Origin of the sequence: Siminovitchia sp. FSL H7-0308, assembly GCF_037980985.1 — a bacterium.
Classification (GTDB): domain Bacteria; phylum Bacillota; class Bacilli; order Bacillales; family Bacillaceae_C; genus Siminovitchia; species Siminovitchia thermophila.
Map to the genome: position 1 here is coordinate 4,425,508 of NZ_CP150282.1, position 22,338 is coordinate 4,447,845.

Below are 22,338 nucleotides of genomic sequence, written 5' to 3' on the forward strand. Positions count from 1 at the left end.
TATTGGCGAGAGAAGCAAATTGGCAAAAGGCGTTTAGGCCTTCAGCAACTCTTCTTTTGTTTTATTGCTCATTAGCCATCTCACTTTTATTCTTTTATGGTAAATGATTGTATCATTATTCCATAATGTAACGACAATTTCTACCCTTCCATCTATTTCTGCAGCCTTGACTATTCCGGTATCACGTCTTTTTCCCATTCCACTTGAACTACAAATGCCCCGCTCAAAAAGTTTATCATCCCCATCCATATCTATATAATCAATTTTTTCTAAAAATGCCTTTCAATTCTCGGGAGTCTGCTATAATCTTAAGTTAATTGTAAGTATTTTCAAACAAATCAAAAAGAAAGGAGTAGGTTGAAAATAGATTGAGCACGATAGCATTTGAAGAAGTCGGACAGGTCACAAACGACTGGTATAAAGTTATCAAACAACAGGATGTTTCCAAAGCCGCGATTATGCGGAAAGAGATGGAAAACATGTTGCCGAGCATGGAAAAGAATCAAAATGTGTTACTCTACTTCAACCTGATTGACTCACGCTATAAGCTCATGACAGAGGACTACAAAAAATCCGGAGAATTACTAGACAAGGTGCAAGCCAAAGCTTTAGAAGAAAGTACCGAAAACATAATTCAATACTATTTTCATCTTTTCTCTGGTATGTATAAATTTCATCAAAAACGTTATATTAACGCCATCATATACTATAAAATGGCTGAGGAACAGCTGAAAAAAATACCTGATGAAATTGAGAAAGCCGAATTCCACTATCAGCTCGCGATTGCATACTATCGAATCGATCAACATATCTTCTCAATAACGCACGCTAAAACGGCATACGACATATTCAAAGCGCATGACAGCTATAAAGAGAAAATGGTGAAATGTGAAATGATAATAGGGGCCAATAAACTCGACCTATTGCTTCATGAACAAACCAAAAAACATTATGAGAAGGCTCGTTCTATGGCGAAAGAAAACGGCTTTCGATACACCGAAAGTTTGGCGCTTTTTAATCTTGGCATCTGCTTTGAACGACAAAAAATGTTCAGAGAAGCTGCGAACTGCTTTAAACAAGCCTTAAGTATCCCGGAACATTTAGAGTCATTTGTCGCCGTCCGCTCCACTTACATGTTAAGCAAAGTTCTGTTTCAATTGGGAGATTATGATGGAGCCCGGTCATGGTACGAAAAAGCGCTCAAAAGAGCAACGGATGAAGGAGAACAAGAATATCTGGCGAAGTTAAAACTTGTATACGCTTTGTATGCCGAACAAAATGACCAAGAAGTGAGAAAAAATCTGCATATCCTCGATGATATGGAACTTTGGACAGAAACAGCCGATCTTTCACGCGAAATTGCTGAGTATTATAAAAATAAGGAAGATCTGGAAACAGCCGCGTATTATTTTGAACACGCTCATTTTGCCAAAGATAAAATCATCAAAATATCGGAGGGGTTTCTATGAAAAAAATCACTTTGTTCAGTTTGCTAACCATGTCGGTTTTATTGCTAGGTGCTCCTGCTTTTGAGAAGGATGCAACTTCTTCAAATAAACCCATTAAAACCGCTGAAAAAGCAGTATTAGGTGCTAAAAAAACAGTATTCATGATTTGACGCGCCTAAAAAATCATGCAAGCTGTCGAGAAACCCTCGACAGCTATTCTTAATCATTTGAATACTTTGGCTCCATGTTAATTGATTATAACTCAACTTTCATACCGAGAAAAAACACAATCAGTTTAGGTCTGTCAAGCACTAGTGGTCGTTGTAATATGTGCCTTGACCTGATGTTCAAATACAAATGCCCCGCTCAAAAAGTTTATCATCCCCATCCATATCTATATAATCAATTTTTTCTAAAAATTCCTTTCAATTCTCGGGAGTCTGCTATAATCTTAAGTTAATTGTAAGTATTTTCAATCAAATAAAAAAGAAAGGAGAAGATTGAAAATAGATTGAGCACGATAGCATTTGAAGAAGTCGGACAGGTCATAAACGACTGGTATAAAGTTATCAAACAACAGGATGTTTCCAAAGCCGCGATTATGCGGAAAGAGATGGAAAACATGTTGCCGAGCATGGAAAAGAATCAAAATGTGTTACTCTACTTCAACCTGATTGACTCACGCTATAAGCTCATGACAGAGGACTACAAAAAATCCGGAGAATTACTAGACAAGGTGCAAGCCAAAGCTTTAGAAGAAAGTACCGAAAACATAATTCAATACTATTTTCATCTTTTCTCTGGTATGTATAAATTTCATCAAAAACGTTATATTAACGCCATCATATACTATAAAATGGCTGAGGAACAGCTGAAAAAAATACCTGATGAAATTGAAAAAGCCGAATTCCACTATCAGCTCGCGATTGCATACTATCAAATCGAACAAAATATCTTCTCAATAACGCACGCTAAAACGGCATACGCCATATTCAAAGCGCACGACAGCTATAAAGAGAAAATGGTGAAATGTGAAATGATATTAGGGGCGAATAAACTCGACCTATTGCTTCATGAACAAACCAAAAAACATTATGAGAAGGCTCGTTCTATCGCCAAAGAAAACGGCTTCCGATACACTGAAAGTTTGGCGCTTTTTAATTTTGGCATCTGCTTTGAACGACAAAAATGTTCAGCGAGCTGCGAACTGTTTTAAACAAGCCTTAAGCATCCCGGAACATTTAGAGTCATTTGTCGCCGTCCGCTCCACTTACATGTTAAGCAAGGTTCTGTTTCAACTGGGAGCTTCCGACGCTGCCCGGTCATGGTACGAAAAAGCGCTCAAAAGAGCCACGGATGAAGGAGAACAAGAATATCTGGCGAAGTTAAAACTTGTATACGCTTTGTATGCCGAACAAAATGACCAAGAAGTGAGAAAAAGTCTGCATATCCTCGATGATATGGAACTTTGGACAGAAACAGCCGATCTTTCACGCGAAATTGCTGAGTATTATAAAAATAAGGAAGATCTGGAAACAGCAGCGTATTACTTTACGCACGGTGGTTTTGCCAAGTACAACGTTCTTAATTCCGCCCTGCCGCCCCTGCTTTCTTTCCTTTCCCTTAAACGCGCCTAAATAGGCGTGTTTTCTAAATCCAAGAAGATTTGAATTCAGAGAAGAATGCTTTCAAGTTCTTTGACATCAATCATGGCTTCAAATCATTCGATCTCCTCTCGAATCGCATTAATCGACATACATTAACTGCCGCTTTTGGGATCTGCCATCCACTTTCTCTACAAGCTGAGCATGGAGATGTGACCATGCTTTTTTCTTATCCCTTAACAAGACTTCACTGTATGGATGAATGAGAAGAAAGGATCTACTTTTCGATAGAAATATGGAAAGAGCGAGTAGCGGAAGTGACAAAAAGAACGGGATCGGATTTGCGGTATTCATCGGGCAAGATAAAAAAGACTTGCGGGTTTTTTCAAGCAATGGCACAGTAATATTGAGTGATCGTTTGAAAAATAACGTTACATTAGAGGAAGGTACATATATGGGCGAAGAAAACATTACAAGACTTGAATTAAATGATAAAGAAATTATTTTGATCGGGACAGCACATGTTTCCAAGCAAAGTGCGGAACAGGTCAAGAGCGTGATTGAAGCGGAAATGCCTGACTCGGTTTGTGTGGAGCTGGATGAGCAAAGGTATCAAGCTATCATCAACAAAGACCGCTGGAAGGACATGGATATCTTTAAGGTGATTAAAGAAAAAAAAGCAACGCTGTTGTTAATGAATCTGGCCATTTCTTCTTTCCAAAAACGGATGGCGAATCAATTCGGCATTCAGGCGGGGCAGGAAATGATTCAGGGGATTGAGTCGGCAAAAGAAACGGGAGCGCAACTTGTCCTCGCTGACCGCAACATCCAGATAACGTTTGCCCGCATTTGGAATAATGTAGGATTTTGGGGAAAGGCCCAGTTGTTGACACAAATTTTTTTCAGTATTTTCAGTGACGAAAAGATGACGGAAGAAGAACTGGAAAAGATGAAGAACGATGACACCATCAATGCCATTCTAAAGGAATTTACGGATAACTTTCCTAAATTGAAGGAGCCCTTAATTGATGAGCGTGATCAATATTTGTCGCAAAAGATTAAAGAAGCTCCCGGAAGAAAAGTTGTTGCCGTATTGGGCGCAGCACATGTGCCCGGCATCATCAATGAAATCAAGAATGATCATGATTTGAAACGATTAAATGAACTTCCGCCGAAATCCAAAGTTCCCAAAATTATTGGCTGGTCCATTCCCCTTGTCATTTTGGCGATCATTGCCTACACCTTTTTGGCAAATCCGTCCGCAGGGCTCCAGCAGACAATAAGCTGGGTGCTATGGAACGGTTCTCTATCCGCCATTGGAGCAGCGATTGCGCTGGGACATCCTCTCGCCATTTTAACGGCATTCATTGCAGCGCCCATTACTTCCTTGAATCCGCTCTTGGCGGCTGGCTGGTTTGCGGGGATTGTCCAGGCCATGGTCAATAAACCGCATGTAAGAGATTTTGAAAATCTTACGAAGGATGTTTTCAGCATAAAAGGCTTTTGGCAAAATAAAGTAACACGCATTTTGCTTGTTGTCGTGCTGGCCAATCTCGGAAGCTCCCTGGGAACATTTGTCGGCGGCGCAGACGTCATCCGTTTATTTTTGGAGAATCTCAAATAATTTTTTACAAGAGCAATTAACCAAATTTATAATGAAGCAGCTGTCCTTTCTTGACTCAGAAAGGGACAACACTCGTCTTCTTATGCTGCTTGATGCATTCTTGCATAGAGTACAAATTGTCATAAACATACTGATTCGCTTTTAAAAAAATTATGGGATATGGCTTATCTCCGAGGTTTAAGCTTAGGAAATTGAAAAGAATTAGCTATAAAGGTACGGGCGGCCCCACTTGTTTGACTTGCCCGGTTGTACGTATGGGAGGAATGGAAATTGTATAAAAATGTGATTGTCAAAACACCAGGAAAAAGCTATGTGAAGGGATTAACGACATCCAATCTTGGCATTCCCGATTATGAAAAAGTATTAAAGCAGCATGCTGCGTATGTCGAGGCTATGGAAAAATGCGGAGTTACTGTTACTCACTTACCGGCTAGCGAACAATTCCCCGATTCCACTTTTGTTGAAGATACCGCTGTTTTGACGCCTGAATTTGCAGTCATCACAAACCCGGGAGCCGCTTCCAGGAACGGAGAAATCCAAGAGATGGAAACAGTTCTTAAAAGGTTTTACGAAAAGTTTTATCACATCCAGTCACCGGGCACTTTGGATGGCGGTGATATTTTGCAAATCGAGGATCACTTTTATATTGGTATTTCGGATCGTACAAATGAAGCGGGAGCTCGCCAATTGAAGGCCATTTTGGAGTCGGAACATTATAAAGCCACAATCGTACCATTAAAGGAATTTTTTCATTTAAAGACAGGCATTACTTATCTGAGTGACAACCTGGTTGTGACGGCCGGAGAATTTATCAGCCACCCTGATTTTGCTACATATGAAAAAATCATTGTTCCTCCCGAAGAGGAATATGCGGCAAACTGCATTTTAGTCAATGATTATGTTTTAATCCCCAAAGGATTTGAAACGACCAAGCGGTACATCCAAGAGGCCGGTTACAAAACGATTGAACTGGAAATGTCAGAGTTTCAAAAACAGGATGGAGGCTTAAGCTGTTTGTCTTTAAGGTTTTAAATGATACATCAAGAATGTGCAGCCAAGCCATCAACTTAATTGAAGAACCTTTTATAAAATAAAACCAAAAATAAAGATCGCGGCGGGCGTCCATATATATTGATAAATGAAATTCATTTTTTCCCTCGTATTCTTTTGGGGGAAGGGTTATTTTTCAAAATCGGAATGTGGTTCAAATGTCGAAGACGAGAATATTGTATGGACGATATTGCTCTGTTTTTATCTGATATCCTAACCATCAAAAAAGCTTCGGGCTAAAAATGCCCGAAGCTTCTTACAACGCGTCTTGAATGACCTTTTTATAATAAAGGACGGAGAGCAGGCCGAAAATGGAGTACAGCACAGTATATAGCCCCATGACGATAAACATCGGTGTCCATAATTCGGTTCCGAAGAGGAACCAGCCGGACTGGACGGCGAAATAGCCGTGAAGCAATCCGATTCCAAGCGGAATGCCGAAGTTGAACAATTGTTTCGCCTGAATGCCCCGCAACAGGTCTCCTTGGGAAAACCCGAGTTTTCGCAGGATGGTGTAGTTTGGCTTTTCATCTTCACTTTCATCCATTTGCTTGAAGTAAAGGATACAGCCTGAAGTAATCAAAAAGGTAAGTCCTAAAAATCCGACGATAAACATCGTTAGACCAAATAATTGCTTTTGAGATTTGATCATGTCATTAAGCGAATAATAAGTTTCAGCTTTATGAAAACCGAGCTGATGAAAAATATCGTTCGCTTTTTCTATCTCTTTTTTGTCTTGAATGTCTATGCCGATATAAACCGATTCCTTTTGAATATCTGGATTCAGATTCTGCTTCATACGGTTAAATACGGAATCGTCCACAATGGCAGTCGGAAGCCCGCCGGCGGTAAAATTTAAGGAAAGAACGTATTCCTTTTCCAAGCCTTTAAAGGTTTGCGGAATCGTTTCGTTTTGCATGTTCCACTCGATTTCACCCGTATCTTTAAAAGACACAAACCTAGACATTATATCAGAGTAGCCGGTAAATACTGTTTCGTCAGAAGAAAGATCCACACCTTCAACATCCTTGTCACTGACAACAGACACTGTCATCACATTGGGGTCAAAATTCATTCCATCCATTGTGGTTTCCAGAATGTCTTTTACATTGGCTTCTGCTTGTAGAACGTTGATTTTTGTTTCACTGAAAGCAATTTGATTCCTTTTAAAAGTGTCTTTCAATTCATTTGCGTCATTGACATCCGTCAAGGTAAAATCGGCTGGTACATTGTCCTTCGCTGATTCTCCTGCGGAAAAGTAAGAAATGTAGCTGAGAGAAAGCAAGCCGATCGCCAGGGCTGAAACAGTTGTAATGACAGTCAAAAGCAGGGCATTTGACTTCATTCGGAACATGATGGAGGAAAGCGACAGTACCTCGTTTATATTCAGATACCCGTTCTTTTTTTTCCGAATGAGATGGAAGATGAAACTGACCGATCCTTTATAAAAAAGGTAAGTTCCGATAATGACGCTGCCCAGAATAAACAGCATGGCCAAAGACAGTTCTGTCATCGTTGTAAAGTCGCCGCCAAACAATTTTGATGAAACATAATAGCCGATGACAATCAATCCGATCCCAAACACGCCCATGACGGCTTCGAGTTTGGACAATTTTTTGACTCTTATTTCCGTTGAAGAAAGAACCCGGAATAACGACAGGATCGTTTGCCTTTTGATAAACAAGTAATTCATCAACAGGATGAAGAGATAAATGACAACAAAAACAATCACTGTCTGGATCAATGCTTTTGTCGAAAAATGTAAGGTGGCAATAGCATCGACACCGGTTAATTTAAATAAAACCATGATCATGAACTTGGAAGCGGAAAAGCCGATAAAGATGCCGATCGCCAAAGAACTGAAGTAAAGGATGGCATTTTCGGCGCTCAACAGCCGGAAAATCTTATTTTTTGTCATGCCAATGAGCTGAAACAATCCAATTTCTTTGCTTCTTCTTTTAATGAAGAGGTTATTGGCATATAAGAGAAAGACCGATACGATTGCCACGAGTAAGACAGATCCGGCCCGGATGCCGGCGGCGCCTTTGACAGTGCCTTCCACCACGTCCATCGAAGGGTCATATTGCAAGGTGACAAAAGCGAAATAAAGGGCGACACTGAAAATTAAAGCAAACACATAGAGGTAATAATTCTTTATATTCTTTTTCAAGTTGCGAAAAATGAGCTGATTAATGTTCATCATGGACACCGCCCAACACACCTTGGGTTTTCATGATATCTTTCAGGAACGCCTGCCTCGTTTCTTCACCTTTATTCAGTTGTGTATATATTTGTCCGTCTTTAATAAAGATGACCCTGCGCGAGAAGCTTGCCGCCACCGGATCGTGAGTAACCATGATAATGGTTGCGCCCAGCTTTTCATTGAGCCCGCTCAGTTTGTTTAAAAGGTCGGAGGCGGATTTGGAATCGAGCGCTCCTGTCGGCTCGTCGGCAAAAATGATGCTGGGCTCATGAATGAAAGCCCGGGCCGCGGATGTCCGCTGTTTCTGTCCCCCGGAAATTTCATTCGGATATTTATCTTTTAAGTCAACGATGCCTAGTTCGGATGCCAACTGGTGAAATCTTTGCTCGGCTTCTTTTCTCGGTGTTTTCGTAATGGACAAAGGCAACAAGATATTTTCTTTGACAGTTAACGTATCCAGTAAATTATATTCCTGGAAAATGAAGCCGAGGTGATGCTTGCGGAATTCGGCCAGTTGTTTTTCCTTCATGCCGACGATGTCTTTTCCATCAATTTTGATCGTCCCCTCGCTCACTTTGTCAATGGAAGAAAGGACGTTAAGCAATGTCGTTTTTCCCGAGCCTGACGCGCCCATGATACTGACAAAATCTCCTTTTTCCACTTGAATATCTATTCCTTTTAAGACTTCCTGCCTGTTAAATTTATTTCCGTAACTTTTGTAAATTTTTTGCGCTTCAAGAATACTCAATTTGGTTCACTCCTTTACTTGATATATTTATCATAAAAGGATTGGATATCTTTTTCCTTCGATTCGGCGAACAAATGATAAAAGCATGTGACAATCATGTCACATGCGAATGAGATTCTCAAATTCGTTAGAGGAATGTCGTTCCTGTTCCCGGCTATGATTGATGTTGCCATAGTGAGTGATCACGGGCAAAAGTTCGAACCCTGTCATTTCGGCAACCGCTGTTTTCCCCATAAAGTGAAACTTCATTCAGTAGGGCTCCTACTGAATGTTAGTTGAACGAATCGTGCATAGTAGGTGCCGTTTTCTCCCACTTAGACCTTTTGGATCAACTCCGGTCTTGAAGGGGTATATATGGCACCTTACATGCGGGATAAATCTTAATAAACCCAAAATGATTGGTAAATGAAATGTATTTTTTCACCACCGTATCCTGTTAGAGGACTAAGTCGGAATGTGATTCAAATGTCGAAGATGAGAATATTGTATTGATCGTATTGTTCTGTTTTTATCTGAATTTTATCCTAATCATAAAAAAACTCCGGGCTAAAAATGCCCGAAGCTTTTTACAACGCATCTTGAATGACCTTTTTATAATAAAGGACGGAGAGCAGGCCGAAAATGGAGTACAGCGCAGTATATAGCCCCATGACGATAAACATGGGTGTCCATAATTCGGTTCCGAAGTAGAACCAGCCGGACTTGACGGCGAAATAGCCGTGAAGCAATCCAATTCCAAGCGGAATGCCGAAGTTGAACAATTGTTTTGCCTGAATGCCCCGTAGCAAGTCTCTTTGTGAAAACCCGAGCTTTCTCAAGATGGTGTAGTTTGGCTTTTCATCTTCACTTTCATCCATTTGCTTGAAGTAAAGGATACAGCCTGAAGTAATCAAAAAGGTAAGTCCTAAAAACCCGACGATAAACATGAGCATCCCAAAATATTGTTTGGCAAATTTGTTTATTTCATAACGCGAGATAGCATCGGTTTTATGAAAGCCAAGTTGTTTAAAAATGTGGTTCGCTTTTTGTATCTCTTTTTGGTCTTGAATGTCTATTCCGATATAATACGGTTTTATTTGAATATCTGGATTTAGATGCTGCTTCATATGGTGAAATACGGTATCGTCTACAATGGCAGCCAGCTTAATATCATTTAAAGCGGTAAAGTCTATGGAAATAATGGACTCCTCCCGCAAGCCTTTTAACGTTTGGGAAATGGTTTTATTTTGCGTTTTCCACTTCATTTTCCCGCCTTCTTTCAAAGGTATGTCCACATCGTTTGATGGGCCGCTAAACACCGTCTCGTCAGAAGAAACATCCACACCCTTAACATCTTTGTCACTGACGACAGCCAATACCATTGTATCGGAATTCACGCCATCCTGGTTGTCCAGAATATCCTTTACATTGGCTTCTACTTGCAGAACGTTGATTTTTGTTTCGCTGAATGCGATCTGCTTCTTTTTAAATGCGGTTTTCAATTCATTTGCGTCCTTTACATTCTTAAAGGTAAAATCAGCCGGATAGTCTTGAACCGAATTATCCACCGAACAGTAAGAAATGTAAGAAAGAGAGAGAAAGCCGATCGCCAGTGCTGAAACAGTCGTAATGACAGTCAAAAGCAAGGCATTTGACTTCATTCGGAACATGATGGAGGAAAGCGACAGTACCTCGTTTATATTCAGATACCCGTTCTTTTTTTTCCGAATGAGATGGAAGATAAAACTGACCGATCCTTTATAAAAAAGGTAAGTTCCGATAATGACGCTGCCGAGAATAAACAACATGGTGGACGCTAATTCTTTAGCGAATTTACCACTAAACATTTCCGTTGAAACATAATAGCCAATGATAATCAACGCGATTCCGAGTACGCCGATGAAGGCATCGCGTTTGGATAATTTCTTTATTTTTACTTCCGTTGAAGAAAGAACCCGGAATAACGACAGGATCGTTTGCTTTTTGATAAACAAGTAGTTCATCAACATGATGAAAAGATAAATAACAACAAAAACAGGCACTGTCTGAAACAACGCTTTTGTTGAAAAATGCAAGGTGGCGATTGCATTGATATCGGTTATTTTAAATAAAATCATGATGATGAACTTGGAAGCGGAAAAGCCGATAAAGATGCCGATCGCCAAAGAACTGAAGTAAAGAATGGCGTTTTCGGCACTCAACAGCCGGAAAATTTTGCTCTTGGTCATGCCAATGAGCTGGAACAATCCAATTTCTTTGCTTCTTCTTTTAATGAACAGGATATTGGCATATAAGAGAAAGACTGCTACGATTGCCACGAGCAAGACAGATGCGGCCTTGAATCCGGCGACGCCTTTGGAAGAGGAAGCTGTCTCCTTGATTATTACTGGGTCATATTGCAAGGTGACAAAAGCGAAATAAAGGGTCACACTGAAAATTAAAGCAAACACATAGAGGTAATAATTCTTTATATTTTTTTTTAAGTTGCGAAAAATGAGCTGATTAATGTTCATCATGGACACCGCCCAACACACCTTGGGTTTTCATGATATCTTTCAGGAACATCTGCCTCGCTTCTTCGCCTTTCAGTTGCGTATGTATTTGTCCGTCTTTAATAAAGATGACCCTTTGTTTTTCCTTCCTGCCGACGATGTCTTTTCCATCAATTTTGATCGTATCCCGGCTCACTTTGTCAATGGAAGAAAGGACGTTAAGCAATGTCATTTTTCCCGAGCCTGACGCGCTCATGATACTGACAACATCTCCGTTTTCCACTTGAATATCTATTCCTTTTAAAACTTCCTGCTTGTTCAATTGATTTCTGTCACTTTTGTCCGATTTTTGCGCGTCTAGAATACTCAACCTTGTTCACTCCTTTACTTGATATGTTTTATCATAAAAGGATTGGCTGTCTTTTTCCTTCGACTCGCCGAACAAATCATAAAAGCATGTGACAATCATGTCACATGCTTGTGAGACTCACAAATTCGTTTTGTTTTGGAAAGATGAGGGTGAATGTCGTCCCTGCTCCCGGCTTTGATTTTACATCGATTTGAATCAATAACGATTTTGCCGCTTTTTTCACCAAATACAGCCCCATTCCTGTGGCGGCTTGGTCTGGATGAGTTGTTGAGGTAAAGCCTTTGTCAAAGATGCGGGGAAGGTCCTTCGGATCAATCCCTCGGCCGTAGTCCCGCACTTCAAGGACTGTTTGACCATTTTCCATCCTGCTGCGAATGATAATTTCGGAAGCTTCGCTGTATTTTACCGCGTTTGTTAACAGTTGTCTTATGATAAAAGCCATCCATTTATCGTCACTCAGGACTTCATCCACTTGCAGGTCCACTTCAAATCCGATTCCTTTTTGCATACACCATGACTGCAAATTTTTAATTTCTTTTACAATCAAAGGCTCCAAGGGAACTTTTCCAACATGAAGATCGTTTTCAATGAACGAAATCCGTTTTTGATGGAGTTGCTGATCAAGCAACAGATGGATTCTCAGCCATTCATACGCCAGCCGCGCTTTCGCTTCTTCATCATCCAACCGTTCAATCATTAAGTGCATGGTTGTCATGGGAGTCTTCACTTCATGAATCCAAGATAATAAATCATCTTTTTCCTGCTCGAGGGCCAGCCGATTTTTACTATATATTTTCATCTGTCTGGCTGTTTGATCCGCCAGGCTGTTTTTTACTATTTTTTCAAAAGGTGATCTCGCTTCCGCGATCCCCGCCAAATCAAGGCTGCCTTCCCAGTCTTTCAGGCTTTTGTAAAAAGGTGTTTCTATATTGTAGCGGACTGCCAGAAAGATGATGAAAATCAAGGCCGTTAAAAAAATAATATAGCCTACTGACGCGAGCGGGATGGCTGAATCAATATAAGCGATAAAAAGAAACAGGAGTTGGGTAAATAAAAATAACAAGATCCAACTACATCTTTCGATCAAAAATTTTTTTATCATGTTACTGCTCCTCTTCTTTCGCCATATAACCTTGTCCGACTTTTGTTTCGATAAATTTGCCAAGGCCTATCGTCTCGAGGCTTTTCCTTAAACGGTTTACATTGACGGTCAGTGTATTGTCGCTGACAAATCTTTCATCATCCCAAAGGCTTTTGATCAATTCCGACCGGCTGACGATGGTATTTTTCTTTTCAATGAGCACTTTCAAGATAAACATTTCATTTTTGGTCAATTCAATTGTCCCGTTTTCATTGGTAACCGTATTTTTCGCGTAGTCCACTGTGGCGCCGCACCAGCTTTTCATATCCAACGTGTCTGTATTATAGTTATAGACACGGCGGAGAATGGCCTGTATTTTTGCAATCAGCACATCAAAGTGGAAAGGTTTCTGGATAAAATCATCCGCACCTAGTTGCATGGACATGACCATGTCCGTAGGGTGGTCTCTTGATGACAAAAAGATGATTGGCACATTGGAATGAGAGCGAATCAACCGACACCAATGAAAGCCGTCAAACTTCGGCAATTGGATATCAATAATGACCAAATCAGGTTTAATCGCAGTAAATTCCTGAAGCACCCGGCCAAAATCTTCTACGCCGTACACATCGTAAGACCATTGTGTCAAACGGTCTTTGACCTCATTGAATAAGGATGCATCGTCTTCTATGAGAAAAATCTTGAACATGGTATCACCATCTTTGCTTTTCTAAATATTATTGTATATGAAAATGCATGTATAATGATAGTGGACATAAAAGGAGGGAGTCGATGGATTTGCTTGCGATCCAACCTTATATTAAAGTTACCAGGGTCGTGGATCTTGAACAAAAAAATATTGTTCAACACCGGCAAATATACTTATATCGAAACCGTATTGTTACCCGCTACCGAAGGTTCCCTATAGAGGATGTCCTTGATATATCTTTTCGGAAAGTTGGCGGTGAAGGGGGCCTGCTCTTTTTACACACTGTTCAGGGGATATTCTCTTATGTTGTTGAAACTTCACCGGAATTATTTATTCAGGCGTTCAAGGTTTATATAAAAGACTTGCGGTGATATGCAAGTAAAAAAATAAATTCAAGATACAATTTAAAGGATGTAACCGGAAAGTTGGTATGTGGCCTGGAAAGGTCGGCAAACAACCGGACAGTCTCAATGGGTGAGAAAAGCATTGTCCCACATGAGTTTAAGACCATTTTCCAGGAGTATCTCAGAATTGCCCAGAATTTGACATATCCATCAGGTAATCAATCGAATAGGGGACTCCAGGCGTTACGAGCCTCGCGAGGTACGCAATGGCAAGTGAAGAAGCTCAAGCAGACTTGCGAAAAAGCATGGCTTGTAGTGTAAAACGACAGTGTATAAATTTTTCGCAAAAAGCAAATTCAAAACAAAACGCCTAGCTTAATACCCCTAATACACGAGAAGATCAAATTTGATATAATGTAAAAATATCACTTTTTATTTAACTTTTAGGAGGAATTTTTTTGAAAAAATTAGTGTCAGTACTATTTCTTGTGTTTGTCATGGTGATCGTTTCAGCTTGCGGAAAGGAAGAAGCGGATAAAAAGAAGGCGGAGCCGGCAAAATCCGAGCAAGAGGAGAAAGGTGTGGAAGTGGAGAAAGGATTACGAAATGTGGAAGTCACACTTCCCGCATCTTTAATTGGAGAGAAAGATACAGACGAACTCATAAAGGAAGCAAAGGCAAAAGGCGTAAAAGAAGTGACAAAGAATGATGATGGATCAATCACTTACAAAATGTCCAAGCAAGAACATGAAAAAATGATGCAGGAAATGGAAAAAAGTGTTCAGGAATATATCGAAGAAACGAAGAATGATGAAAATGTTTCATCCATAAAAGACATTACCCACAATAAGTCGTTTACTGAGTTCACTCTTAGTGTGGATCAGGAGAAATACGAAAAGAGCTTTGACCGTGTTGCGGCTTTGGGACTCGGCATGTCCGGATTGTACTACCAAGTATTTTCTGGAGAGTCTGCGGAGGAGGCCAAAGTAACCATCTCGTTGAAAAACGCGGATACGGGGGAAGTATTCGATACAATTGTTTATCCTGATGATTTACCAGCCGAAGAGGGGAAAAACTAGTTCATCCTTGGTGTAAGAACACCGCCTCTTGTTCCGGGCGGAACTTGCATTTATAGACATTTGCTCTTTTAAAACATGGTTCCCTAGTTATTTTTGTATATAATAAAAAGAGAAGGATAAAAATGGATAAAGGCTTATAGAGGTGAACATGATGAGGCATGCTGTAATCACTGCGGGTTCAAAGGGACTGGGAAGGCAAGTCACAGAAAGGTTTCTTCGGGATGGCCGCTCCGTCACAGTCAGTTATCGAAGTGATGTGGCGAGAGTGGAGGAATTAAAGAAGGATTGGGAGCCTTTTTCCGAGCAACTGCAATTTGTCCAAGGGGATGTCACGAAAAGAGAAGATATAGCACGAATTGTGAAGAAGGCACTGGAACGCTTTGGCCGAATCGATTATTTAATCAATAATGCCGGTCCTTACATATTTGAACGGAAAAAGCTCGTTGATTATAAAGATGACGAGTGGGACGAAATGATTCATGGCAACTTGAGTGCCGCCTTTCATTTTCTCAAGTTAACGGTTCCTGTTATGCGCAAGCAGCGATTCGGCAGAATCGTTACATATGGATTTCAAGATGCTGAACAATCTCCGGGATGGAAGTACCGCTCCGCATTCAGTGCCGCAAAAGTGGGACTCGTATCTTTAACAAAGACGATTGCGTTGGAAGAAGCCGAGTTTGGCATCACTGCCAATATGGTTTGCCCTGGAGATATTGTCGGCGATATGAAAGAAGCAGACATCGAAACGGCAAGAAAAGTGAGGGATACGCACACCCCGATAGGGCGTTCCGGTACAGGGGAAGATATTGCCCGCATTGTTGCCTTTTTGTGTGAAGATGATTCCGATTTGATAACAGGAAGTGTGATTTCGGCGTCCGGCGGGCTGCGCGTTGTTCATCGTTATGATAAAAGTTAAGATCACCCAAATGTAATGGCTATGTCTTGTCCCCCTCATGCATTTACTGATATGGCTTTATAAAACAGGGTGCTTACAAGAAAATGGGGAATTTGATCCTTGATATTTGCGGGAATCTGTCATGAGCTGTGGAAATACTTGTGGTATATGTTGTAAAAACAATGGAATGGAAATTATGGAATGATTTCAATCGGAGACCGTCTAGGGCTCCGATTTTTTTGATAAAGGCTCTATATAAATGTTGGGGTTTTAAACATATGTCAAAATGCAAAATCAGTCGCAGAAATACGAAGCGTTTTTCTGCGACTGATTTACTTTAGAAGCTTTTTAGACAGCCCCTAATTCTTTGTTTACTCGTAAACTGTTACTTTAACTGTTCTGACTCCCCAGTTTAATGCTTCCTGATTAGTAGGCACGTGCAAGTCAATTTTATTTCCTTTTATCGCGCCGCCAGTATCTCCCGCAACGGCAGTTCCGTATCCTTCTACATGAACTTTGGACCCAAGAGGTATGACATTCGGATCAACGGAGATGACTTTGGCGTTAGGGTTTTTTATTAAATCAATGCCGGTAGCGGTAATGCCGCTACATCCTTTGCAACTGGCCGTGTAGGCTGTCGCTGTAACTGTGATTGTTTTATTGGCAGTTTCATTTGTCGTATCATTCGTAGTTTCATTCGCGGTTGCTTCGGGACTGGCAGTCTGAACAGGTGCTTGTGGCTTTTCTGTTGTATTGACTGGCGCCGCCGTGTTTGAATTCGTAATCGTTAATACTTGATTCGGGATGATAAGGTCACTTGTTAGTCCGTTCAAACTTTTTAATTGGCTGACGGAAACCTTATGCTGTAATCCGATACCCCAAAGTGTATCTCCCTTTTTAACTGTATATGTGTCCGTTGCCGCTGAAGCTGCTCCAGAAAAACCTACTACTAGAATAGATGCTGTAACCATAGATATGACTATTTTTCTCAACATGCAAAACTCCTTTATTTTAAATCGTAGGTCTTAGTATAACAGGGGAATATGACAGCCGTATTTCATCTGTATATACTTTCGGTTACAAAATATTTCCAAAAAACATGAACATGTCTTGGTAACCAAGCCAGGGAATCGCTATTTTCAAGGTTCTAAACAAAAAAGACACTATATTACAGAACCGTGTTATATTTTAATAAAGCCGGGAGCGAGGAGGAAGAATGGTGAAAAAAGAGAAGCTGGTTCGATTGTTTGACAGGCAAGCGAAAAGATATGCCAAGGGAAAGGATTCTGCTTCGTTAAAAAGGTGGCGCCAAGAGTTGATTCGTCAAGCCGAAGGAGAAGTTCTTGAACTGGCGGTTGGGGCGGGAGCCAATTTTCCTTACTATCCTTCAGGGGTCAAGGTGACGGCGACGGATTTTAGTGAAGAGATGCTTCGCAAAGCCAGGGTGGCGGCCGCCGCTCATCACATGGATGCTGTCTTTATTTGTGGCGACATCGAGAAAATGAGCTTTGATGAGGAATCGTTCGACACCATTGTTTCGACGCTTTCATTTTGTTGTTACGAAAATCCTCTCGGCATGTTTCAAAAAATCCAGCGTTGGTGTAAGCCTGACGGGAACATTTTATTATTGGAGCATGGCATTAGCTCTCATGTCGCGATTTCGACATTCCAAAGGACTTTCAATCCACTTTTTTGCCGTGTGGTCGGATGTCATCATAATCGTGACATGCTGGAGCTTGTAAAAGCTTCGGGAATCGAGATTGACAAGGTGGAAAGCCACTGGTTTAACATGGTGCATCTTATTTGGGCCAAGCCGGGAACCCGGGTCTAGTGCGTTATCATCCGAGTCGGAAGGGTATGGCAAAGGCGAATGAGAAGAAATGTCCTTTGCGCTATTATTTCACGATTATCAGACGGGAGTGCTAAGTTTCTAAAAACTGCTATTGACTCAATACGAGCCGGATTGTTAAAATAACTTATCGACAAAAATATGAGCAATGAGGGTTATGGATCAAACTATAACCGGAGCAGCTTCTGGAGAGACCGTGATTTACGCGGCGCCGAAGGATTCACAATCTCAGGCAAAAGGACAGAAGAGTAACATACGAACTTTTATGTACGTTATTCTACTGACTTTCGGAGATTGGAGAGATCCAATCTTTTTTTATGTTTACAATTTCAAGAAGGGGGCTATTACAACATGGAGAAAAGACGCGCAGTTGTCAGCGTGGTTGGGAAAGATCAAGTAGGGATTATTGCAAGTGTAACGAAAGTGTTGTCGGATCACCACATTAACGTTTTGGATATCCGGCAAACCATTTTGCAAGATTTTTTTACAATGATGATGGTTGTTGATGTAACGGGCATTGAAAATTTGGAAGGCTTGCAAAAACAGTTTGATGAACTTGGCGTGAAAATTGGACAGCAAATTAATATTCAACGGGAAGAGATTTTCCAGTCGATGCACCGTATATAGAAGGAGAATGTATATGAATATAGCGCTGAACGAAATGATGGAAACGATTCGGATGGTCCAAATGGAAAACTTGGACATTCGCACCGTCACCATGGGAATCAGCCTGTCGGATTGTGCTGATTCTGATTTTGAAAAAATGAACAAACGGGTTTATGAGAAAATCATACAATACGCCGGGAATTTAAAAAGCACGGCGGAGGCGGCAGAAAAAGAATTCGGTATTCCAATCGTCAATAAGAGAATATCCGTCACGCCAATTGCCGAGTTGCTGGGCAATGCGACGAAGGAGCAGGCGGTGGAGTTGGCCAAAACATTGGACAAAGCGGCCGCCACAATTGGCGTCGATTTTATCGGAGGTTATTCTGCTCTCGTTCATAAAGGCATTGCCAAAGGAGATCAAACACTGCTTGACGCTCTCCCGGAGGCATTAAGCGTAACGGAGCGGGTTTGTTCTTCCATTTCTGTTGCCACAACAAGAACGGGCATTAATATGGATGCTGTTCGCGAGATGGGTTTGATTATAAAAGAAGCGGCGGAAAGGACGAAGGATCGAAACGGGATTGCCTGTGCCAAGCTTGTCGTTTTTTGTAATCCTGTTGAGGATAATCCGTTTATGGCGGGTGCTTTTCACGGTGCGGGCGAAGGAGAAGTTGTGCTGAATGTGGGAGTCAGCGGCCCGGGCGTCGTGTTAAATGCTTTAAGGCGCCATCCGGAGGCTGATCTTGGAGAAGTGGCAGATATTATTAAGAAAACGGTTTTTAAAATCACGCGAGCCGGCGAACTGCTTGGCAGGGTTGTTGCAGAACGTCTCCAAGTTCCGTTCGGAATCATGGATTTGTCACTTGCTCCCACGAACGCCATGAATGACAGTGTTGCCGATATTTTGGAAGAAATCGGCCTTGAGCGGGTCGGAACACATGGGACAATTGCGGCTCTCGCTTTAATGAATGACGCAGTAAAAAAAGGAGGGGCCATGGCGAGTTCTTATGTCGGCGGTTTGAGCGGCGCTTTTATCCCGGTGAGTGAGGATGAGGGAATGATCCGGGGCATCGAAGACCAGGCGCTCACTTTATCCAAACTGGAAGCCATGACATGTGTTTGCTCGGTTGGACTCGATATGATTGCCTTATCCGGCGATGCTTCACCTGCCACGCTGGCTGCGATCATTGCGGACGAAGCCGCGATCGGTATGATTAATAAGAAAACGACAGCCGTTCGCGTCATTCCAGTCCCGGGAAAGCGGGAAGGAGATATCGTGGAATTTGGCGGACTGCTTGGGCGGGCGCCAGTACTGGGTGTCAACCAATACAGCTCAGAGAAGCTTATCCGCCGGGGCGGGCGTATTCCTGCACCGCTGCAATCATTAATTAATTAAGTAACATAAAAAAAGCTCCCGGGTCACCAGTCCGGGAGCTAATGGCATATTTCTTTGCCTCAATTACCTTTTATTCAACGCTTCCAAATACAATTCATTCACTTGATCCCAATTCACAGTGTTCCACCAACTAGAGACGAATTCCGGTCGTCTGTTTTGATACTTCAAATAATAAGCATGTTCCCAAACATCTATGACAAGCAGCGGTGTTTTCCCGGTCATTAACGGCGTGTCCTGATTAGCAGTACTCATGATGGATAACTCCTCACCATCAAGTACAAGCCAGCCGTACCCACTGCCAAACCGGGAAATGGCTGCTTGGGAAAGCTTATCTTTGAAGTTATCAAAGGTTTTAAAGTAATGTTCGATGGCTTTAGCAATATCCCCTGTTGGTTCATCACCTCCTTTTGGGCACATGATTTCCCAAAAAAGGCTGTGGCAGTAATGCCCGCCGCCGTTATTTCTGACACCTGTCCGTATTTCCTCGGGCAGGGAATCCAAGTTGCTGAGGATATCCTCAATCGGTTTATTTTGCAGATGTTCATGGCCTGCCAACAATGTATTTAAGTTATTGACGTATGTAGCGTGATGTTTACTGTGATGGATTTCTAATGTTCGGGCGTCAATAAATGGTTCGAGTTCATCATAATCATAGTTCAATTCCGGTAAAGCGAATGATGACACTTCTATTTCCCCTTTCCTATTAATTATTGCACATACACAAAAAAGTTTCCCTAATGCAAAATTAATATAAAGAGGTGTCTTTGTCAACTCTTTCGTACAAAATAGGACTTTATTACTACGAGAGGTTTTTTGAAGTTCTCTAAAAAAGGTTTTTATGATTCATTTGAAAAGTGGTGTAGGGAAAATCAGGATTTGGTTTTCTGTCATACAGGTTGCTATTTCCAAAAAATGTTTGATTTTCAATTGAAACATGCGGAGTACTATCGCTAAAATAAAAGTTGTAAAGGAGGATGGGCGACCGTGAATTGTAGAGCAACATAATCCTTAGTCGGTCGTTGGAGTGTTCATGATCTGAAAGAAAATATATACACTCCAGGCGGGTACCCTAGGATTTTTCATAAAAAATAATGTCACTTTATTGAAGGAGGAAGCGCATGTTCAAAATCAAAAAGAATATTTCTTTTGTGCAATTGATCCCGAAAGTACTGCAAATTATTTTAAATATTTCACTCGTCTTCCTCGCCATCATTTTATCCGTTTTACTTATACAGGAGTTAATCATTTTCGGCCAAATTCTTATTCGAAAAGAAAGCAATGATTATAAACTTTTTCTGGCCAATATCCTTCTCTTCTTCTTATATTTTGAGTTTATTACGATGATCGTAAAGTATTTTAAGGAAGAATATCATTTTCCCCTCCGCTACTTTCTTTATATAGGAATCACGGCCATGATCCGCTTGATCATTGTTGATCATGATCACCCATTAAATACGTTGTTTTATTCCATTGTGATTTTAATTCTGATCATCGCGTATTTCATTTTGAATATTACGCCAAGAGAACGTCCAGACAGCAAATGGTTTTTCAAAAAGTAACAGGAAAGTAGTCTATAATCTTTGCTTTATAGGCAATTCTCGCTATGATGAAAGTATGAAGTGAAGGGGTGATGTGCGAATGGAAGTGGAAATCAATAGAAGCACGCTTACGTTAATGAGAGGCGATATTACTAAACAGAAGAGGGATGCGATCGTCAATGCGGCAAATGGCACTCTTTTGGGCGGAGGCGGGGTGGATGGAGCCATTCATCGAGCGGCTGGACCCGAGTTGCTGGAAGAGTGTAAACGGCTTCGGAAAGAAGTTTTGAAGGGAGAGATGTTGCCAACGGGTGATGCGGTCATCACCAAAGGGTACCTCCTGCCGGCGCAATATGTCATCCATACGGTGGGTCCTGTTTGGCAGGGAGGAGATCAGAAGGAAAAAGAGCTGCTCGCCAATTGTTATAAAAACGCACTAGGCCTGGCGAGTGAAAAAGGACTGCAAAGCATTTCTTTTCCATCCATTTCAACGGGAGTGTACCGTTTTCCCATTGAACTCGCCTCAAAAACCGCTTTAAGCACGATTATCGGCTTTTTAAAAAAACATCCATTCGGAAAAGTAGTCATGACGTTATTTTCGGAAGAGGACTATCACACATATCAATCATCTCTGGAAGAACTGATAAAAGAAATATAAGAGCTGTCCGAAATAGAGCATAACATTGAATGAACGGGGAGCTTAATGATGATTGATTACAAATATGATAAGTTGTTATCTATAAAAACCACCGGAGATTGTGAAGGCCCCTCTGCCCATGTTCATTATCACCGTTATGAGCCGACACCCTATGCGGCGTTGGAACAGCTTTTTTCCCGCTATAGGCTGTCCAAAAGTGACTGTTTCGTTGATATGGGATGCGGCAAGGGGCGGGTTGCTTTTTTCGCCCACCATCTTTTTCAAGTCTCGGCAACAGGTGTGGAAATGAACCCTTCATTGTATGAATCTGCGCTCAAAAATCAAGCAAATTATATTAAAAACGGGAAGCTAAAAGCAGGTATCGTTAATTTTCGGCGTCTATTGGCGCAAGAATATGACATACATCCAAGTGATAATGTTTTTTTCTTTTTCAATCCCTTTTCTGTGCAGATTTTCATGAATGTCATTCATCATATTGGCTTGTCGGTGGCACAAACTCCGCGGAAAGTTGATCTTATTTTGTACTATCCTTCCATTGAATACGTGCATTATGTGATCAATTACACGCCATTTCAGCTTATAGACGAGGTTCGGGTCGACTTTTTATATGAAAAAAATGATCATGAACGGTTTTTAATTTTCAGGTGGTGTTAGAGGAGGGACAA

The 22,338-nt window shown here is 41.2% G+C and carries 25 protein-coding genes and 1 riboswitch; of the genes, 15 read left to right on the forward strand and 10 right to left on the reverse strand.

The genetic code is table 11. The features are described 5' to 3' along the window. Positions 1-33: 33 nt before the first annotated feature. Entirely contained in the window at positions 34-198 is a 165-nt protein-coding gene (locus tag MHB50_RS20735; RefSeq protein WP_205178967.1) for a hypothetical protein, read from the reverse strand. Between the two features lie 170 nt (positions 199-368). Here MHB50_RS20735 and MHB50_RS20740 point away from each other — a divergent pair, with 170 nt between their 5' ends. The 6 genes from MHB50_RS20740 (at position 369) to MHB50_RS20765 (ending at position 5,708) form a co-directional block, all read left to right on the forward strand. After that, the gene (locus tag MHB50_RS20740; protein ID WP_340084650.1) at positions 369-1,469 is read left to right on the forward strand and encodes a Rap family tetratricopeptide repeat protein; all 1,101 of its coding nucleotides are present in this window, start codon (positions 369-371) and stop codon (positions 1,467-1,469) included. Then, positions 1,466-1,618, forward strand: coding sequence for a hypothetical protein (locus MHB50_RS20745; RefSeq protein ID WP_171973938.1), 153 nt, complete (start codon positions 1,466-1,468; stop codon positions 1,616-1,618). Before MHB50_RS20740 ends, MHB50_RS20745 begins: the two co-directional genes overlap by 4 nt. A gap of 341 nt (positions 1,619-1,959) precedes the next feature. Beyond that, positions 1,960-2,664, forward strand: a complete 705-nt coding sequence (locus MHB50_RS20750) for a hypothetical protein (RefSeq protein WP_236017014.1) — start codon at positions 1,960-1,962, stop codon at positions 2,662-2,664. After that, a complete protein-coding gene (locus MHB50_RS20755; RefSeq protein ID WP_236017013.1) occupies positions 2,612-3,085 on the forward strand; it encodes a hypothetical protein in 474 nt (157 codons plus the stop codon). Before MHB50_RS20750 ends, MHB50_RS20755 begins: the two co-directional genes overlap by 53 nt. Before the next feature lie 421 nt (positions 3,086-3,506). Then, a complete protein-coding gene (locus tag MHB50_RS20760) occupies positions 3,507-4,676 on the forward strand; it encodes a TraB/GumN family protein (protein ID WP_077112693.1) in 1,170 nt (389 codons plus the stop codon). A gap of 270 nt (positions 4,677-4,946) precedes the next feature. Then, positions 4,947-5,708, forward strand: a complete 762-nt coding sequence (locus MHB50_RS20765; RefSeq protein ID WP_077112519.1) for an arginine deiminase family protein — start codon at positions 4,947-4,949, stop codon at positions 5,706-5,708. 274 nt (positions 5,709-5,982) lie between these two features. Here the strand turns inward: MHB50_RS20765 and MHB50_RS20770 are convergent, their stop codons facing one another. From MHB50_RS20770 to MHB50_RS20800, 7 genes are all read right to left on the reverse strand, one after another. Continuing rightward, positions 5,983-7,926, reverse strand: a complete 1,944-nt coding sequence (locus MHB50_RS20770) for an ABC transporter permease (RefSeq protein ID WP_077112518.1) — start codon at positions 7,924-7,926, stop codon at positions 5,983-5,985. Next, entirely contained in the window at positions 7,916-8,677 is a 762-nt protein-coding gene (locus tag MHB50_RS20775; protein WP_077112516.1) for an ABC transporter ATP-binding protein, read from the reverse strand. The genes MHB50_RS20770 and MHB50_RS20775 overlap by 11 nt, the downstream gene beginning before the upstream one ends. A 99-nt stretch (positions 8,678-8,776) precedes the next feature. Beyond that, the gene (locus MHB50_RS20780; protein WP_171973937.1) at positions 8,777-8,926 is read right to left on the reverse strand and encodes a hypothetical protein; all 150 of its coding nucleotides are present in this window, start codon (positions 8,924-8,926) and stop codon (positions 8,777-8,779) included. A gap of 317 nt (positions 8,927-9,243) precedes the next feature. Then, complete coding sequence (locus MHB50_RS20785; RefSeq protein ID WP_205178999.1) at positions 9,244-11,169, reverse strand: ABC transporter permease; 1,926 nt, start codon at positions 11,167-11,169, stop codon at positions 9,244-9,246. Beyond that, positions 11,159-11,518, reverse strand: a complete 360-nt coding sequence (locus tag MHB50_RS20790) for an ATP-binding cassette domain-containing protein (RefSeq protein WP_077112512.1) — start codon at positions 11,516-11,518, stop codon at positions 11,159-11,161. The genes MHB50_RS20785 and MHB50_RS20790 overlap by 11 nt, the downstream gene beginning before the upstream one ends. Positions 11,519-11,618: 100 nt before the next feature. Then, the gene (locus MHB50_RS20795) at positions 11,619-12,620 is read right to left on the reverse strand and encodes a sensor histidine kinase (RefSeq protein WP_340084651.1); all 1,002 of its coding nucleotides are present in this window, start codon (positions 12,618-12,620) and stop codon (positions 11,619-11,621) included. A gap of 1 nt (position 12,621) precedes the next feature. Beyond that, positions 12,622-13,308: a response regulator transcription factor gene (locus MHB50_RS20800; RefSeq protein ID WP_077112508.1), complete on the reverse strand. Its 687-nt coding sequence runs from the start codon at positions 13,306-13,308 to the stop codon at positions 12,622-12,624. An 83-nt stretch (positions 13,309-13,391) separates the two neighbouring features. On the opposite strand from MHB50_RS20800, the gene MHB50_RS20805 reads away from it, so the two are divergent. The 3 genes from MHB50_RS20805 to MHB50_RS20815 all read left to right on the forward strand — a co-directional run bounded on the left by MHB50_RS20805 (position 13,392) and on the right by MHB50_RS20815 (position 15,647). Continuing rightward, a complete protein-coding gene (locus MHB50_RS20805) occupies positions 13,392-13,679 on the forward strand; it encodes a hypothetical protein (RefSeq protein ID WP_077112506.1) in 288 nt (95 codons plus the stop codon). Between the two features lie 431 nt (positions 13,680-14,110). Further along, on the forward strand, positions 14,111-14,731 hold the full coding sequence (locus MHB50_RS20810) for a hypothetical protein (protein WP_083717607.1): 621 nt from the start codon (positions 14,111-14,113) through the stop codon (positions 14,729-14,731). A 151-nt stretch (positions 14,732-14,882) separates the two neighbouring features. After that, positions 14,883-15,647, forward strand: a complete 765-nt coding sequence (locus MHB50_RS20815) for an SDR family oxidoreductase (protein ID WP_077112502.1) — start codon at positions 14,883-14,885, stop codon at positions 15,645-15,647. 350 nt (positions 15,648-15,997) lie between these two features. Here the strand turns inward: MHB50_RS20815 and MHB50_RS20820 are convergent, their stop codons facing one another. After that, the gene (locus MHB50_RS20820; RefSeq protein ID WP_077112689.1) at positions 15,998-16,618 is read right to left on the reverse strand and encodes a 3D domain-containing protein; all 621 of its coding nucleotides are present in this window, start codon (positions 16,616-16,618) and stop codon (positions 15,998-16,000) included. Between the two features lie 224 nt (positions 16,619-16,842). Between MHB50_RS20820 and MHB50_RS20825 the strand changes: the two genes are divergently transcribed. The 3 genes from MHB50_RS20825 (at position 16,843) to MHB50_RS20835 (ending at position 19,477) form a co-directional block, all read left to right on the forward strand. Then, entirely contained in the window at positions 16,843-17,457 is a 615-nt protein-coding gene (locus MHB50_RS20825) for a class I SAM-dependent methyltransferase (RefSeq protein ID WP_213089000.1), read from the forward strand. Positions 17,458-17,650: 193 nt separating this feature from the next. Further along, positions 17,651-17,729, forward strand: a riboswitch (glycine riboswitch). A gap of 97 nt (positions 17,730-17,826) precedes the next feature. After that, positions 17,827-18,102, forward strand: coding sequence for an ACT domain-containing protein (locus MHB50_RS20830; protein WP_077112499.1), 276 nt, complete (start codon positions 17,827-17,829; stop codon positions 18,100-18,102). A 13-nt stretch (positions 18,103-18,115) separates the two neighbouring features. Continuing rightward, positions 18,116-19,477 carry a PFL family protein gene (locus MHB50_RS20835; RefSeq protein WP_077112497.1) on the forward strand — a complete coding sequence of 454 codons (1,362 nt, stop codon included), beginning with the start codon at positions 18,116-18,118 and terminating at the stop codon, positions 19,475-19,477. A 63-nt stretch (positions 19,478-19,540) separates the two neighbouring features. Here the strand turns inward: MHB50_RS20835 and MHB50_RS20840 are convergent, their stop codons facing one another. Then, complete coding sequence (locus MHB50_RS20840; RefSeq protein WP_077112495.1) at positions 19,541-20,161, reverse strand: superoxide dismutase; 621 nt, start codon at positions 20,159-20,161, stop codon at positions 19,541-19,543. Positions 20,162-20,595: 434 nt separating this feature from the next. Between MHB50_RS20840 and psiE the strand changes: the two genes are divergently transcribed. From psiE to MHB50_RS20855, 3 genes are all read left to right on the forward strand, one after another. Next, entirely contained in the window at positions 20,596-21,036 is a 441-nt protein-coding gene (gene psiE, locus MHB50_RS20845) for a phosphate-starvation-inducible protein PsiE (protein ID WP_077112493.1), read from the forward strand. A gap of 79 nt (positions 21,037-21,115) precedes the next feature. Then, positions 21,116-21,673 carry an O-acetyl-ADP-ribose deacetylase gene (locus MHB50_RS20850; RefSeq protein ID WP_077112491.1) on the forward strand — a complete coding sequence of 186 codons (558 nt, stop codon included), beginning with the start codon at positions 21,116-21,118 and terminating at the stop codon, positions 21,671-21,673. A 48-nt stretch (positions 21,674-21,721) separates the two neighbouring features. After that, positions 21,722-22,327, forward strand: coding sequence for an SAM-dependent methyltransferase (locus tag MHB50_RS20855; protein WP_077112489.1), 606 nt, complete (start codon positions 21,722-21,724; stop codon positions 22,325-22,327). The last annotated feature ends 11 nt before the right edge of the window (positions 22,328-22,338 follow it).

Bases quoted from the DNA above. Each gene is read 5' to 3' on its own strand.
- MHB50_RS20735 (WP_205178967.1), bottom strand. From the start codon at position 198: ATGGGAAAAAGACGTGATACCGGAATAGTCAAGGCTGCAGAAATAGAT.
- MHB50_RS20745 (WP_171973938.1), top strand. From the start codon at position 1,466: ATGAAAAAAATCACTTTGTTCAGTTTGCTAACCATGTCGGTTTTATTG.
- MHB50_RS20760 (WP_077112693.1), top strand. From the start codon at position 3,507: ATGGGCGAAGAAAACATTACAAGACTTGAATTAAATGATAAAGAAATT.
- MHB50_RS20770 (WP_077112518.1), bottom strand. From the start codon at position 7,926: ATGAACATTAATCAGCTCATTTTTCGCAACTTGAAAAAGAATATAAAG.
- MHB50_RS20780 (WP_171973937.1), bottom strand. From the start codon at position 8,926: ATGAAGTTTCACTTTATGGGGAAAACAGCGGTTGCCGAAATGACAGGG.
- MHB50_RS20785 (WP_205178999.1), bottom strand. From the start codon at position 11,169: ATGAACATTAATCAGCTCATTTTTCGCAACTTAAAAAAAAATATAAAG.
- MHB50_RS20795 (WP_340084651.1), bottom strand. From the start codon at position 12,620: ATGATAAAAAAATTTTTGATCGAAAGATGTAGTTGGATCTTGTTATTT.
- MHB50_RS20800 (WP_077112508.1), bottom strand. From the start codon at position 13,308: ATGTTCAAGATTTTTCTCATAGAAGACGATGCATCCTTATTCAATGAG.
- MHB50_RS20805 (WP_077112506.1), top strand. From the start codon at position 13,392: ATGGATTTGCTTGCGATCCAACCTTATATTAAAGTTACCAGGGTCGTG.
- MHB50_RS20815 (WP_077112502.1), top strand. From the start codon at position 14,883: ATGAGGCATGCTGTAATCACTGCGGGTTCAAAGGGACTGGGAAGGCAA.
- MHB50_RS20825 (WP_213089000.1), top strand. From the start codon at position 16,843: ATGGTGAAAAAAGAGAAGCTGGTTCGATTGTTTGACAGGCAAGCGAAA.
- MHB50_RS20830 (WP_077112499.1), top strand. From the start codon at position 17,827: ATGGAGAAAAGACGCGCAGTTGTCAGCGTGGTTGGGAAAGATCAAGTA.
- MHB50_RS20835 (WP_077112497.1), top strand. From the start codon at position 18,116: ATGAATATAGCGCTGAACGAAATGATGGAAACGATTCGGATGGTCCAA.
- psiE (WP_077112493.1), top strand. From the start codon at position 20,596: ATGTTCAAAATCAAAAAGAATATTTCTTTTGTGCAATTGATCCCGAAA.
- MHB50_RS20850 (WP_077112491.1), top strand. From the start codon at position 21,116: ATGGAAGTGGAAATCAATAGAAGCACGCTTACGTTAATGAGAGGCGAT.
- MHB50_RS20855 (WP_077112489.1), top strand. From the start codon at position 21,722: ATGATTGATTACAAATATGATAAGTTGTTATCTATAAAAACCACCGGA.